Annotated in this window: 13 protein-coding genes; 7 read left to right on the forward strand and 6 right to left on the reverse strand. The window is 74.4% G+C overall.

Features of this window, described 5'->3' with window-relative positions; translation table 11 throughout:
* The first annotated feature begins 207 nt into the window (after positions 1 to 207).
* Both CUT83_RS29195 and CUT83_RS29200 read left to right on the forward strand, forming a co-directional pair.
* On the forward strand, positions 208 to 1350 hold the full coding sequence (locus CUT83_RS29195; protein ID WP_101258894.1) for a flavin-containing monooxygenase: 1143 nt from the start codon (positions 208 to 210) through the stop codon (positions 1348 to 1350).
* Between the two features lie 44 nt (positions 1351 to 1394).
* Positions 1395 to 1889, forward strand: coding sequence for an NUDIX domain-containing protein (locus tag CUT83_RS29200; RefSeq protein WP_240958450.1), 495 nt, complete (start codon positions 1395 to 1397; stop codon positions 1887 to 1889).
* Positions 1890 to 1950: 61 nt separating this feature from the next.
* Here CUT83_RS29200 and CUT83_RS29205 read toward each other — a convergent pair whose 3' ends face one another.
* Entirely contained in the window at positions 1951 to 2472 is a 522-nt protein-coding gene (locus CUT83_RS29205; RefSeq protein ID WP_101258794.1) for an ATP-binding protein, read from the reverse strand.
* A 324-nt stretch (positions 2473 to 2796) separates the two neighbouring features.
* Between CUT83_RS29205 and kilB the strand changes: the two genes are divergently transcribed.
* Positions 2797 to 3315 carry a plasmid transfer protein KilB gene (gene kilB / locus CUT83_RS29210; protein ID WP_101258795.1) on the forward strand — a complete coding sequence of 173 codons (519 nt, stop codon included), beginning with the start codon at positions 2797 to 2799 and terminating at the stop codon, positions 3313 to 3315.
* Here kilB and CUT83_RS29215 read toward each other — a convergent pair.
* Positions 3305 to 3679, reverse strand: a complete 375-nt coding sequence (locus tag CUT83_RS29215; protein ID WP_173915166.1) for an STAS domain-containing protein — start codon at positions 3677 to 3679, stop codon at positions 3305 to 3307. The genes kilB and CUT83_RS29215 overlap by 11 nt on opposite strands.
* Positions 3680 to 4015: 336 nt before the next feature.
* Here CUT83_RS29215 and CUT83_RS29220 point away from each other — a divergent pair, with 336 nt between their 5' ends.
* Together CUT83_RS29220 and CUT83_RS29225 are read left to right on the forward strand one after the other, a co-directional pair.
* Positions 4016 to 4579: an RNA polymerase sigma factor gene (locus CUT83_RS29220; RefSeq protein ID WP_101258796.1), complete on the forward strand. Its 564-nt coding sequence runs from the start codon at positions 4016 to 4018 to the stop codon at positions 4577 to 4579.
* Entirely contained in the window at positions 4576 to 5814 is a 1239-nt protein-coding gene (locus CUT83_RS29225; protein WP_101258797.1) for a maleylpyruvate isomerase mycothiol-dependent enzyme family protein, read from the forward strand. Before CUT83_RS29220 ends, CUT83_RS29225 begins: the two co-directional genes overlap by 4 nt.
* 37 nt (positions 5815 to 5851) lie before the next feature.
* Here CUT83_RS29225 and purU read toward each other — a convergent pair whose 3' ends face one another.
* Positions 5852 to 6736 carry a formyltetrahydrofolate deformylase gene (gene purU, locus CUT83_RS29230; RefSeq protein ID WP_101258895.1) on the reverse strand — a complete coding sequence of 295 codons (885 nt, stop codon included), beginning with the start codon at positions 6734 to 6736 and terminating at the stop codon, positions 5852 to 5854.
* A 103-nt stretch (positions 6737 to 6839) separates the two neighbouring features.
* Entirely contained in the window at positions 6840 to 7277 is a 438-nt protein-coding gene (locus tag CUT83_RS29235; RefSeq protein WP_420882499.1) for an SCO4402 family protein, read from the reverse strand.
* Between the two features lie 259 nt (positions 7278 to 7536).
* Between CUT83_RS29235 and CUT83_RS29240 the strand changes: the two genes are divergently transcribed.
* A complete protein-coding gene (locus tag CUT83_RS29240) occupies positions 7537 to 8889 on the forward strand; it encodes an ABC transporter substrate-binding protein (RefSeq protein WP_101258799.1) in 1353 nt (450 codons plus the stop codon).
* Positions 8890 to 8982: 93 nt separating this feature from the next.
* On the opposite strand, the gene CUT83_RS29245 is transcribed toward CUT83_RS29240, so the two are convergent.
* Complete coding sequence (locus tag CUT83_RS29245; protein WP_240958448.1) at positions 8983 to 10038, reverse strand: hypothetical protein; 1056 nt, start codon at positions 10036 to 10038, stop codon at positions 8983 to 8985.
* 655 nt (positions 10039 to 10693) lie between these two features.
* Positions 10694 to 12079, reverse strand: a complete 1386-nt coding sequence (locus CUT83_RS29250) for an NsdA family TPR-like regulatory protein (RefSeq protein ID WP_101258801.1) — start codon at positions 12077 to 12079, stop codon at positions 10694 to 10696.
* Between the two features lie 316 nt (positions 12080 to 12395).
* Here CUT83_RS29250 and CUT83_RS29255 point away from each other — a divergent pair, with 316 nt between their 5' ends.
* Positions 12396 to 13067, forward strand: a complete 672-nt coding sequence (locus tag CUT83_RS29255) for a bifunctional DNA primase/polymerase (RefSeq protein ID WP_101258896.1) — start codon at positions 12396 to 12398, stop codon at positions 13065 to 13067.
* Positions 13068 to 13069: the final 2 nt, after the last annotated feature.

Here is a 13069-nt window from a genome sequence, read left to right on the forward strand (position 1 = left end):
GCAGCGTGCTGCGCCGACGATCGACAACGCAGCGAGCGTGCGTGCCAGACGCCGCGGAGCAGGCGGGATTTGTCAGACAGGGCCTAGCCCGCGTCGGTCGAGGTTTCCCCGGCTCCGGCCCGGGAATCCGGGCCCGCGGTGCCGTCCCGGCGTCCGGAGGCCGGACACGCGGGGGAGGAAGCGGGGCATAGACTCATGGGCATGCACATGTCCGACGACAGCAGACCAGTGCACATCATCGGGGGAGGACCCGGCGGTCTGGCCACCGCCGCCGCGCTGAAGGAGCGCGGCATACGGTCCGTCGTGCTGGAGAGGGCCGACTCCGTCGGGGCCTCCTGGCGCGGCCACTACGACCGGCTGCGACTGCACACCACGCGCCGCCGGTCCGCGCTGCCCGGCATGCCGATCCCGCGCTCCTACGGGCGCTGGGTGCGCCGGGACGACCTGGTGCGCTACCTGGAGGAGTACGCCCTTCACCACCGGCTGGAGATCGCCGCGGGCGTGGAGGTCACCCGCGTCGACCGGGTCGACGACGGCAGCTGGCTGCTGCGGGCCAACGGCGGCCGGGAGCTGGCCGCGCCGGTGGTCGTGGTGGCCACCGGACACAACCACACCCCGCGCGTGCCCGACTGGCCCGGGCGCGACTCGTTCGGGGGCGAGCTGCTGCACGCCCGCTCCTACCGCGACGCCCGGCCGTACGAGGGCCGGGACGTGCTGGTCGTCGGCACCGGCAACACCGGCACCGAGATAGCCCTGGATCTGGCCGAGGGCGGCGCGGCACGGGTGCGGCTCGCGGTGCGCACCCCGCCCCACATCGTCCGCCGCTCCACCCTGGGCTGGCCGGCGCAGGCCACCGGCATAGCGGTGCGGCGGCTGCCGGTGCGCATGGTGGACTCCATGGCCCGGGGACTGGCGAAGGTCTCCCTGCCGGACCTGTCGCCGTACGGCCTGCCGCGCCCCGAGGCCGGGCTGTACACCCGGGTGCGGCAGGGCGCGATCCCCGTGCAGGACACGGGTTTCGTCAAGGCGGTGCGCCAGGGGCGGATAGAGCCGGTGGCGGCGGTGGAGTCCTTCGACGGATCCGAGATCACCCTCGCCGACGGCAGCGCGATCGCCCCGGACGCCGTCATAGCGGCCACCGGCTACCGGCGCGGGCTGGAGGAGATGGTGGGCCACCTCGGTGTGCTGGACGGGCGCGGGCTGCCCCGCGCCTGCGGCCCCCGCACTCTGCCGACCGCCGCGGGCCTGTACTTCACCGGCTACACCAACCCCATCAGCGGCATGCTGCGCGAACTGGCCATCGACGCGCGGAAGATCGCCCGCGCCGTCGCCCGCACGACGACCGGATGACGGGCCGGTCTGCGGACGGGCCGTCGGGCCCTGTGCCGGGCCCTGTGCCGGGCCCTGCGCCGGACCCGGTCGCGTGTCCGCCCGCCGCGCGGGTCGTCTGCCTGGACGCCGCCGACCGCGTCCTCCTGCTGGAGTGGCGCGATCCGTACGACGGTTCGCGGCTCCGGGAGCCGCCCGGCGGCGGCATCGAGCCCGGTGAGACGCCGCTGGATGCGGCACGGCGCGAACTGGCCGAGGAGACCGGGCTGGACCCCGCCGCAGTCCTGGACCGGCCGGTGTCCGTCGACCGCGACGTGCGGTGGAAGGGGCGGCGGTACCGCGGCACGGAGCTGTTCTTCCCCGCCCGCTTCGACGGCGAGCGGCCGGCGGTGTCACGGGGTGGCCTGCTCCCCCACGAGCGGACCTCGCTGGAGGGTCACGCCTGGGTGCCGTGGCCGGACCTGGGCTCGCCGGCCGGCCGGGTCGAGCCGCCGCGTCTGCTCTCCGTGCTGGCGGCCCTGCTGCCGGACGGCCCCTGGGGTGAGCGGTTCGCCCCCTGACGGCCGCCGGGAAGGCGAGCGTCCCGCGGGCGGATCGCGACCGGCCCGCGGTGGCGCGGTGTCAGGTGCGGACGGGCTGGACGCGCGGCTCGTCGCAGGCCTCGCGCGGGGCGGTACGGGCCCCGGCCCTTCCGGTGTCCCCGGTGTCGTGTGCGTCGGCGCTCTCGGCCACCGCGCCGCTGCCGCGGTCCAGTTCGCACCAGATGCGCTTGCCCGTGCCCTCCTGGAGCCAGCCCCAGCGGTCGGCGAGCCCGACCACCAGCTCCAGGCCGCGTCCGCCGGTGGCGTCGCCCTCGACCGGCCGCCGCCGCGGGGGGCTGCTGCTGGTGTCGGCGACCTCGATCCGCACCGTCCCCCCTCCCGTCACGATGCGCCCGGAGAGGAGCATGCGCAGCACCGCGGGGCGCCCGGTGTGGACGACGGCGTTGGTCACCAGTTCCGAGACCAGCAGCACCAGCGTCTCCACCAGGGAATCGTCCGGCTCCAGGCCGAAACCGGCCAGTCTCGACCGGGCCCACCCGCGGGCTCTGCCCACCTCCCTGGGATCGCTTCCGACCTCCAGCTGCACCTGAAGCATCTGCACCCTTCACACCGTCCATGGCCCGGGTCCGCACGGCCCCACGCCGACGCGAGGCCACTGTCCGTTCCCCCGGTGTCGCACAGAGTGCTGGAACCGGCGCCGCGGCAACAAGCGCTTCGGGCATATTCCGGCGCAAAGGAGTAGTGACACCGCATACTGTGCGACACCCCGGCCGGGGAGTCGAACATCCGAGCCCGGCGGGCGGAACGCGCTCCGGCGCGCGGCCGGCCGCCGCGGTGCGCCACCGGGCGCGCCGGTATGCGACCGGACGCGCCCGTACTCGCCAACTCCCCTTTCCTCGCATGTTTTTCGTGATCGACTTGAGGCATGGAAGCGATAGCGGCGCTCATCGCCGTCCTCGGCACCCTGCTGGGCTCGGGTATCACCTACGCGTTCCAGCGCCGGACGACCGCGTACGGCGAGGAGCTGGCGCGCCGGGAGCGGCTGCGGCAGGAGAGGATCGACGCGTACTGCCTGTACGCCGGGGCCCTGCACAACTACCGGCGGATGCTGGTGCACCGGTGGTTCGCGGAGCACGAGAGGCCCGGCGAGGAGGACATGCCCTCCCTGCTGCGGGAGATCTACCGGCTGCGCTCGGAGGCCCACGAATCGCTGTTCCGCGTGCAACTCCTGACTCGCTCACCGGAGTTGGAGGAGGTCGCGCGGTCCGCTCTGGAGGCGGTGACCGCCCTGCACGGCAAGGAGCTGGACCGTCGGGGCCTGGACGCCCTCCGGAACTCCTCGAAACAGGCCATCGAGGGCTTCGTCACGGCGGCGGCGCCCTATGTGGGCGAGCCCCCGGAGGCGGGCGCCGCACCGGCGCGGCGGGGAGGGGTCAGGCGCTGAGCGGGCCGGCGGCGTCGTCCGCCGCCGCGTCGAGGTCCGGGTAGCAGTCGAAGAGCCGGCGCACCCCGAGCGCGGCGAGGACCCGGTTGACGTGGGAGCCGTCCACCGCGCCCTGGGCGGGGAGGATCAGCCGGAGGCGGCCGGCGCACGAGCGCATCAGCCGGCGCGAGGCTATGAGGACGCCGACGCCGCTGGAGTCGCAGAACAGCACCTGCGACAGGTCCAGCACGAGGCTGCGGCGGCCGTCGGCCACGGCGTCGTGCACATGCTGGCGGACCATGGGAGAGGTGACGAGATCCAGTTCACCCGACACCCGCAGCACGGCCCACTCCCCCCGGTCCTCCCCGATCACCTTCAACGACACGTGCTCGTAGTCCCTTCATTCGCCGACACCGACCGGAACGTTCCCTTCCCGCCCTGCCCTCCTCGCCGACCGCCCCTGCCGGACACCGTCACGACGTCCGCAGACCTCGACCCTATGCCGAACCGGGTCTCCGCCTCTCCCAACTTCCGGTCACACCCGCGTAACACCCACCGGATCCGGACAGGATCGAACTGTCCCGATCAGCGCGAAGGCGCACAAAGTGACCGGTCGGCGACCATGTGCAACCGTGTGCGGGGGCACACTCCCGTAAAGGGAGGCGCGTCCTGCCGGCTTCTGCCATTACATTCGAGACGAGCGGCAGGCTGGGGGTGGAGGATGCCGAACGAGACGCCCGACGGGACGGCCGGTACGACACGTCCTCACCGGGACCACGGAATACGGTGGCGGCTGGTGCGGGGCGAGCAGTCCGCGCTGGCCGAGCTGTACGACGGGCACGCGTCCGTGGTGCGCGGTCTCGCCCACCGTTTCCTGGACGACGAGGACGCCGCGGACCGCGTGGTGGCGGAGGTCTTCGCCGAGGTCTGGGCCGACCCCGGGGCGTACGAGCCCGAGCGCGGCTCGCTGCGCTCGTGGCTGACCGAACTCACCCGGCGGCGGGCGCTGCGGCACCTGGACGAGAGCTCCCTCGGCCCTCGGGCGCGGGCCCGGCTGGAGGAGCGGATCCGCGCCGCGTCCGCCGCCGCCCGCGCCGACCACATGGTCACCGCCATGCCCGGTTCGCTGCGGACGGTCCTGGAGCTGGCGTACGTGGGGCGCCGGGACTACCGCGAGGCCGCCGCCGAACTGGGCGTCAGCGAGGACGAGACGCGGCGGCGGCTGAGACTGGGGCTGCAACTGCTCTCCGCGGCCGCCCAGAACGGCTCGGAGAAGGCATCGTGAGTCCCGCCGGTGACCGGAAGGCCGGGCCGGAGGGCGGGCTGGAGAGCGGGCCGGAGGGCGGGCCGGAGAGCGGTTCGAAGGCCGGATTGAAGGCCGGGCCGGAGGCCGAAGAGGCGGCCGGGCCAAAGGCCGCGGGGGACGGCGGCGCGTCCGACGAGGAGCACCTCGCCCTGAAGTCCCTGCTGGGCGTGTGGGCCCTGGCGGTCTGCTCCCCCGAGGAGACCGCGGCCGTCGAGGCGCATCTGCCCCGGTGCGCGCCCTGCGCCGAGGAGGCGCGGCGGCTGCGGGACGCCGTGGGGCTGATGCACCGCGAGGAGAGCCTGGACCCGGACCCGCTGCTGCGCTCGCGGGTGCTGGACGGGTGCCTGCGCCGGCGCCCGGCCCACACGCCGCTGCCGGAGTGGGTGGCGCCGTACGACGCGGAGACCGCGCGGCTCGACGCGCTGCTGCGCGACATGGGCGAGGCGGAGTGGGGCGCCCCGGTCCGGCTGCGCTGGGCGACCGGCGAGCGCACGCTGACGCTGTGCGGGGTGCTCGCCCACCTCGGTTCGGTGGACGGCCTGGTGGCCACCGCCCTCGGGCTGGACGACCCCCTCGGCCCCGGCGCCCCGCGCACCGTGGGCGACCGCACGGAGACGGCGGTCGAGCGGTGCCGCGCGCACGGGCCGCCGTTCGTGCGCGGCAAGTGGCGCACCCAGACCCGGAACATCGTGCGCACCGCGGCCCTGCGCGCCCATGAGGCCGGTCTCGCGGTGGACTTCACCGAGTTCCGGCGCCCGCTGCACGAGGCGCTGGCCGGGCGGGCGTTCGCGTGCTGGATCCACGCGGAGGACATCGCCGCGGCGGTCGACTACCCGTACGGGCCGCCCGCGCCCGAACACCTGGCCCGTATGGTCGGTTTCGTCGCCCGGCGGCTCCCGGAGGCCGTCGCGGCGCGGCGGCGCGCCGGGCTGGCCGCCCCGCCGCGCCGGCTGACGGCGGCGGGCGCGCCGGGCCGCACCCTCCATCTGGAGATCGGGGGCCTGGGCGGCGGCGACTGGTACGTCCCCCTGGACTCTCCGGCCGCCCTCGCCTCCCCTGAGCACACGGTGGCCCGTCTCGCGCTGGAGGACGCGGAGTTCTGCCGGCTGGCCGCGGGTCACGTGCCGCCGCATGAGGCGGCCGCGGGCCGGGAGGGCGACGACGAGGCCGTCCTCGACGTCCTGTGGACCGTGGCCTCGCTCTCGCGGATGTAGCCCCGGGCCGGCTGGCGGCCCCGGGCCAGCTGGTCCGTCAGTCGAAGACGACCGTGCGGTGGCCGTTGAGCAGTACACGGTGCTCGCTGTGCCACTTCACCGCTCGGGCCAGCGCCTGGCACTCCACGTCCCGGCCGGCCGCCACGAGCTGCTCGGGGGTGAGCTCGTGTCCGACGCGCTTCACCTCCTGCTCGATGATCGGGCCCTCGTCCAGCTCGGCGGTGACGTAGTGCGCCGTGGCGCCGATCAGCTTCACACCGCGTGCGTGGGCCTGGTGGTAGGGCTTGGCGCCCTTGAAGCTCGGCAGGAAGGAGTGGTGGATGTTGATGATCCGGCCCGACAGCTCCTTGCACAGCTCGTCCGAGATCACCTGCATGTAGCGGGCCAGCACCACCAGTTCCACGCCCTCCTCGCGGACGATCTCCAGCAGCCGCGCCTCCGCCTGCGGTTTGGTCTCCCTGGTGACCGGGATGTGGTGGAAGGGGATGTTGTAGGAGGAGACCAGCTCCTCGAAGTCGGTGTGGTTGGAGACCACGGCCACGATCTCGACCGGCAGCGCGCCGATGCGCGTGCGGAACAGCAGGTCGTTCAGGCAGTGCCCGAACCTGCTGACCATGAGGACGACCCGCATCCGCTCGTCGGCGCGGTGGATCTGCCAGTCCATCTGGAAGGAGTCGCCCACCGCGGCGAAGCTCGCCCGCAGCTTGTCCACGGTCACCGGGGCCTCCGCGCTGAAGTGCACCCGCATGAAGAACAGCCCGGTGTCGTGGTCCCCGAACTGCCGGCTGTCCTCGATGTTGCAGCCGGTCATGAACAGGTAGCTGGAGACGGCGTGCACGATGCCCTGTTTGTCCGGGCACGACAACGTCAGAACGTACTGCTCGGGCTTCTCGGGCGCTGCGGTGGGCTGCGGCTGGCTCATGTGCACAAGCGTGGCATACCCCGGCCGGACGCCGTGAACGGTCCCGCGGGTCGAGAACGCGGCCGGGCCGCGGCCCCGTTCCGGCCGCGGCCGGGCCTCCGGGTCAGGCGGTCCGCAGCATGGCCGCCAGCACGTCCAGCGAGTGGGGCGGCCGGTCCGGGTCCTCGCCGTCGTTGGCACAGAGCAGGACGTGGGCGTCGCGCGCCGCGTGGACGGCCTCCGGCCAGCCCGGGTGCTCCAGATAGGCCGCCACCGGGGCGTCCGCCCCGACCTGGTGCATGATCCGCAGGACGCGCAGCACCGCGACGTCGACGAGCGCGGCCTCCTGGGCGTCGCGGAAGACCGTGCCGATGTACTTGTCCGCGGACCAGTTGTCCAGCCAGGTGTCCTCGACCAGGCGGTAGACGGCGTCCGTGACGTCGCCGTACCCGGGCAGGCCCGTCAGCCAGCACTCCCGCTGGAAGACGGGGTCGGAGAGCATGTGCAGCGCCGAGCGCACGTTGCTGCGCCAGCGCCACCAGGGCATGTCTTTGGGCGGCATGCCGCCCATGGTGCTCGAACGACCGCCACGGCGGGAAGACCTCTCCTGGCCTTCCCGGCCTTCCCGGCCCTCCCGGCCTTCCCGTGCCTGCCGGTCCTGCCGTCCCTGCTCGCCTTCGCCCTGTTGTGCCCGCACGGTCGTCGATCGTACGTTCCGTGCCGGACGGATCCGCGCACCCCCCGCCTGTTCACTCCGTTGTCGCTCCCCGTTGGCTGCTCATCACTCGTCCGTTACAGCCGCGGCGGAATCGTTCGGGGTCATGACCGCATGGCGTAGCAAACGTTCCGCTAGGACCATGGCCGCTCTCGCCGCCACAACGGGGATCTGCGCCTCACTGCTCACCGGCTGCGGCATGCTGCCCGGTGACGCGAGGGCCGACGAGAGCGCCGTGACCGTGATGACTTGGGCTCCGGAGGGGACCGGGGCCACCAACATGCCGGGCATGCCGGCCATGGCACAGGCATATGCGCGCTGGGTGAACGCCACCGGGGGTGTGGGCGGGCGCACCCTCCGTGTTATCACCTGCAACGATCACAACAGCTCGGTGGGCGCCGCCCGGTGCGCCGACCGCGCCCGCACCGAGGAGGCCGTCGCGGTCGTCGGCTCGTACAGCCAGCACGGCCGTACCTTCATGACGGCCCTGGAGTCGGCCGGCATCCCCTACCTCGGCGGCTACGGCGTGACGGACGAGGAGTTCACCAGCCCGCTGTCGTACCCGGTCAACGGGGGCCAGGCCACCCTGCTGGCCGGGAGCGGCCACCAGCTCGCCGACCACTGCGAGCGGATCTCGCTCGTGCGCCCCGACACCGTCTCGGGCGACCAGCTCCCCAGACTGCTCAACGCCGGCCTGGCCACCGCCGGCGACCGGGGCCCGGCGGCCGACATCCGCGCCCCGGAGGACGCCTCCGCCTACACCGAGCACGCCAGGCGCGCCCTGGCCGGGGTGGGCCTGACGGAGGACGGAACCGGGGACGGGGTCCGGACCGCCGGCGGAGTGGAGGACGGGCGGGACGGCGGACAGGCCGGCGGGGCGAAGGAAGCCTGCGTCACCGCCGTGCTCGGCGGCCGCACCGACACCTTCTTCGACTCCTTCCGGCGGCTGCGCGAGGGCGGCCCCGAGGTGCGGATCGCCTCGGTGCTCGGGAGCGTGCAGCAGTCGCTCGTGGACCGGACGGGCGGCCCGGACAGCCAGTGGGAGGGCGCGTACGCCACCGGCTGGTACCCGGTCTCCTCCGATCCCCGCTGGGCTCTGATGAAGAGCGTCATCCGCGAGCACGCCTTCGGCGACAACCGGATCGACGCCGCCGATCCCGGCGTCCAGACCACCTGGATCGCGTACACCGTGCTGCGGGCGGCACTGGAGCACGCCGAGGGGGCCGTCACCGCCAGGACCGTCCGGCGCGCCCTGGAGACCATGCCCCCGGTGGACACCGGGGACCTGACACCTCGGCTGAGCTGGCGCTACGACGACATGCTGGCCGTGCGCGACCACCCGCGCCTGGTCAACGCGAAGGTGACCTTCCAGCAGGTCAGGGAGGGCACGCTGGCCCCGGCCCGCAAGGGTTTCGTCGACGTCCGCGACACCCTGGAGACCGTGCCGGGCAGCGGCTGAGGCGCGTTTGCGGCACGGCTCCGGGGCCGGCCCGGGAGCCCGGATACCGGATGCCGGACGGATACCGGACGGATGCCGGGCGCGGTCCCGCGCTCAGAGCTGGCTGAACTGCCTCTCGGGCAGGCCGTACTGACGGGCGGTCGGATTCCACAGTCCGGCCGCCTTCTTCTTGGCCGCCGTGGCGTCGCCGCTGGCCTTGTTGCCCTGGGCGGTCCGGTCGGTGACCCGGGCCTCCCCCTTCCTGCAGCCCTTCTTGCCCGCGACCTGGTCGGCCCACGCGGCGTAGTGGTTGTCCGCCGCGGCCGACGCCTTCCACGCCTCGGTGAGTGCGTCGGCCAGCTCCTGGTGCCTGGGCAGCCGGTCGATCTTGATCTCGTCCAGCCTGGTGACCAGGTTGTCGCGCTGCCGGGCGGCGTCGCGCAGATCGGTGGCGGCCTTGCCCAGGTTCTCGCACTTCTTGATGTTCTCGACCGACCGGATGACCGCGTTGCGGCTGCTGTTGCTGTCCGCGAGCAGCTTGTCCAGCTCCTTGGCCTGGGCCTCCACGGGGTCGGCCGAGGGGGACGGTGACTGCTCGGGCTCGGCGGGGGCCGACGACTGCGCCTGCGGCTGCGGCCGCTCCGCCGGCTCGTCCCCGCCGCTCAGCGCCGCGCCCGCGGCGAGCCCGGCGGTGATGAGCCCCGCGACGACGAGCCCGGCGACGGCGGCACGCGGCAGGCCGCGCCGCCCGCCGGCACCGCGTCCGCCGTCCCCGCCGCCGTATCCGCCGCGGTCGTCGTCGTAACCACCGTGGCCGCCGTGGCCGCCGTACGACGGCTGGGCGGGATGCTGGGCGGGGGGCTGGGCAGCGCCCGGGGCGATGGGCGGAAGCTGCTGGGTGGCGTCGGCGGGCTGGGCCCCAGGCTGAACGCCCGGCTGGGCGCCGCCCCGGAACAGGCCGTCGAAGTCCGAGGGCGGGGTGGTGCGGTCGCCGGGGGCGCCGGGGCGTATCCCGTACGGGGCTCCGGCGGGCGGCGGGGGCGCCGGGCGCGAGGAGGCGGGCACGCCTTCGGGCGGCAGCGGCCTGCGCAGCACCGTGGTGCTCTCGGCGTCGCGCTCCGGGGGCGTGCCGCCGGTGACCGGACGGAGGACCCGGGTGGCGTCGTCCATGTCGTCCGCCCCGCCGCCCCGGGCGCCCTGGGCTCCCTGAGCACCCGGCACCGCCTGCGGAGCCTGGGATGCCTGAGGTGCTTGAGGTGCTTGAGGTGCCTGGGGGGCCGGGCCGGACGGGGACATCGGGGGCAGGAGCTGCGTCTCGTCGGCGGCTCCCGGCACGGCGCCGGGCGCCGTGCCGGGAGCCGTGCCGGGAGCCGGGGGCTGCGGCGGAGGGCCGGGCGGCCGGTACTGCGGCGACGGGTGCTGCGGCTGGGGGGCCTGCTGGGCCGGAGGCGGGGTCGGCTGCTGCCCCTGCGGCCCGGACGGGGCAGCCGGTCCCCACGGCTGTCCCCAGGGCTGCCCCGCCGGCGGGCTCGCCTGGGAGTCGCCGTGACCGGGAGTCCACCGGTCACCGTTCGACGGCAGGACAACACCCTCGCGCGCCTCGTCGCCCTGTCGGCTGTGCGTCGTCACCGGGACTCCTCGTTCGCCTGACTACCAAAACACGACTGCGAATGCGTCGGCTCACGCTACCCGGTCACTCATACGGTCGACCACGCCCCTGGAAGGGCTGCACATTCTCCCCACCATCGGCCGGGGCGAAACCTCACCTTCCCCTCTTCCGTCCTTCCTCCTCCGGGCCCCCTTCCTCACGTCCTGCCCGCTCCCGTCACGCCGCCGGTTCCAGCCGCTGGGCGAACTCCCTGACCACGGGCTCCTGCCGGTGGGGCTCCAGCCGCGCCCGGAAGTCGTCCAGGTACTCCGAACCCCGCTGCGAGCGCAGGCCGTTCAGCAGTTCCACCGCCTGCGCGCCGGTGTGGCAGGCGTGCTCCAGCTCACGCTGCTGGAGCCGTGCGGCGGCGAGCAGCAGCAGATCGATCGCCCGCCGCCGCGTACGCCGCTCCGGATGGCCCGTCAGGGCCTCCTCGGCGCGGCGCTGGGCGGGGGTGGGCTGGTTCAGATCCCGGTGGCAGTGGGCGAGTTCGTCGGCCAGGTAGGCGGCGTCGAAGTGGCCGATCCACTGCGGGTCGTCGCCCGCGTCCGTCGCGGACTCCGCCCGGTCGAACGCCGCCAGCGCCCGCCCAGCGGCGAGCTGGCAGGTGCGGGCGTCGCCCATCAGCGCGTGGCCGCGCGCCTCGGCCGCGTGGAACATCGCCTGCGTCCGCGGGGTCACCCTGCCCCTCGTGCCCTCCTGGGCGGCTCTCGCGAGCTGGGCTATCTCCCGGGGGGTGCCCAGCGAGGCCGCGAGGTGGCTCATGCCCGCGGCGAGCACATAGCCGCCGTAGGCGCGGTCGTCCGCGGCCTGGGCCAGCCGCAGCGCCTGGATGTAGTACCGCTGGGCCAGGCCGGGCTGCCCGGTGTCCACGGCCATGTAGCCGGCGAGTTCGGTCAGCCGGGCGACCGCGGCGAACAGCTCGCGCCCCACCGCCTCCGTGTAGGAGCCCGTCAGCAGCCCGGAGACCACGCTGTTGAGGTAGTGGACGACCACCGGCCGCACATGGCCGCTGCCGTAGCGGTGGTCCAGCTCCGACAGGGCCGCGGTGGTGTCCCGTACGGCCGCGACGTCGGACGCCCCCACCCTCGGGCCGGTGCGGCGCTCCACCTCGGCGTCCGGGGCGGAGATGAGCCAGTCGCGGCTGGGCTCGACCAGCGCGGAGAACGCCCCCGACCGTGCGGCGAGCAGATCGCGGCGCCCCACGTCGCTGCGCCACAGCTCGCTCGCCTGCTCGACGGCTCCGGAGACGGTGGGCGCGAACCTCAGGCCGATCCCGGCGGCCATGTTCCGGCCGCCCGCCATACCGATCTCCTCGACCGTCACCGTCCGGCCGAGCTTGCGCCCCAGGGCCTCGGCGATGACCGCCGGCGCCCGGCCGCGCGGCTGCTGGCCGCGCAGCCAGCGGGCGACGGACGTCTTGTCGTAGCGCAGATCGATCCCCTGCTCCGCGCCGCACATGTTGACGCGGCGGGCCAGTCCGGCGTTGGAACAGCCGGCTTCCTGGATGAGCGCCTGCAGCCGTTCGTTCGGCTGCCGTGCGACCAGCGGCCTCGCGGCCATACGGTCCCCTCTCTGTGCGTGCTGCCTGTCCTGGCGGCGCCGTCCGTCCGACCGCGCCGTCTGCTGTGACTGCTCCCGCGAACGCGCTGCCCGCTCCGAGTGCGCCGGGTACTCCGACCGCACCGCCGGACGCATATGCCAAGATTTCCGGCGCCGCGCCGCACAGGGAACTACCCACCCAAGGCCGCCTGTTCATGCACGCGCCCCCGCCCGTGCACCTGTGCGCCCCATGTGACGGAACGGCGCGTCGGACGAATCGATCCCCAGGCCGTAACCCTTCGTCACGGAAGAAGTTGTGATCATCGTGGATGAGCCCATGAACATCACAACAGCGACAACCGCGTCCGCACCCGGTCCGGCGGGCCCGGCGGCTCCGATGGTCGAGCACGCGGTGCGCTATACGAGGGAGCGGCTGTGGGACGTGTTCCCCGGCGCGTGGCTCGAGACCGAGGGGGGCATACCGCGCTGCTCGTGCGGCACGGCGGACTGCGGGGCGCCCGGCGCGCACCCCACGCGCCCCGACTGGACGGCGCAGGCCACCGGCGGCGCCACGGCCGTGCGCCGCATGTGGGCCGACCGGCCGGATGCTTCAGTGCTGCTGCCGACCGGGCGGGCCTTCGACGCCATCGAGGTGGCGGAGGCGACGGGCTGTCTGGCCCTGGCCCGGATGGAGCGCATGGGCCTGGCGGTCGGCCCGGTCACCGGCACCCCGGACGGACGGATGCTCTTCTTCGTCCAGCCCGGCGGCGCGGCCGAAGTGCCGGATCTGGTGCGGAGGCTGGGCTGGTCGCCGAGCGGCGTCGACCTGACCGCGCGGGGCGACGGGGACTGGGTGGCGGCCCCGCCGACCAGGGTGGGCACCCGCGGCGCGGTGCTGTGGGTACGGCGGCCGGGGGACGCCGGCCACCGGCTGCCCGAGGCCGGGGAGATCGTCCGGCCGCTGGCGTACGCCTGCGGCCGCGACGCCGCCGCGGCACGCGAGCGCTGACC

Origin of the sequence: Streptomyces barkulensis, assembly GCF_002843305.1 — a bacterium.
Taxonomy (GTDB): domain Bacteria; phylum Actinomycetota; class Actinomycetes; order Streptomycetales; family Streptomycetaceae; genus Streptomyces; species Streptomyces barkulensis.

Bases quoted from the DNA above. Each gene is read 5' to 3' on its own strand.
- CUT83_RS29240 (WP_101258799.1), top strand. From the start codon at position 7,537: ATGACCGCATGGCGTAGCAAACGTTCCGCTAGGACCATGGCCGCTCTC.
- CUT83_RS29195 (WP_101258894.1), top strand. From the start codon at position 208: ATGTCCGACGACAGCAGACCAGTGCACATCATCGGGGGAGGACCCGGC.
- CUT83_RS29220 (WP_101258796.1), top strand. From the start codon at position 4,016: ATGCCGAACGAGACGCCCGACGGGACGGCCGGTACGACACGTCCTCAC.
- kilB (WP_101258795.1), top strand. From the start codon at position 2,797: ATGGAAGCGATAGCGGCGCTCATCGCCGTCCTCGGCACCCTGCTGGGC.
- purU (WP_101258895.1), bottom strand. From the start codon at position 6,736: ATGAGCCAGCCGCAGCCCACCGCAGCGCCCGAGAAGCCCGAGCAGTAC.
- CUT83_RS29245 (WP_240958448.1), bottom strand. From the start codon at position 10,038: ATGGACGACGCCACCCGGGTCCTCCGTCCGGTCACCGGCGGCACGCCC.
- CUT83_RS29255 (WP_101258896.1), top strand. From the start codon at position 12,396: ATGAACATCACAACAGCGACAACCGCGTCCGCACCCGGTCCGGCGGGC.
- CUT83_RS29235 (WP_420882499.1), bottom strand. From the start codon at position 7,277: ATGCCGCCCAAAGACATGCCCTGGTGGCGCTGGCGCAGCAACGTGCGC.
- CUT83_RS29250 (WP_101258801.1), bottom strand. From the start codon at position 12,079: ATGGCCGCGAGGCCGCTGGTCGCACGGCAGCCGAACGAACGGCTGCAG.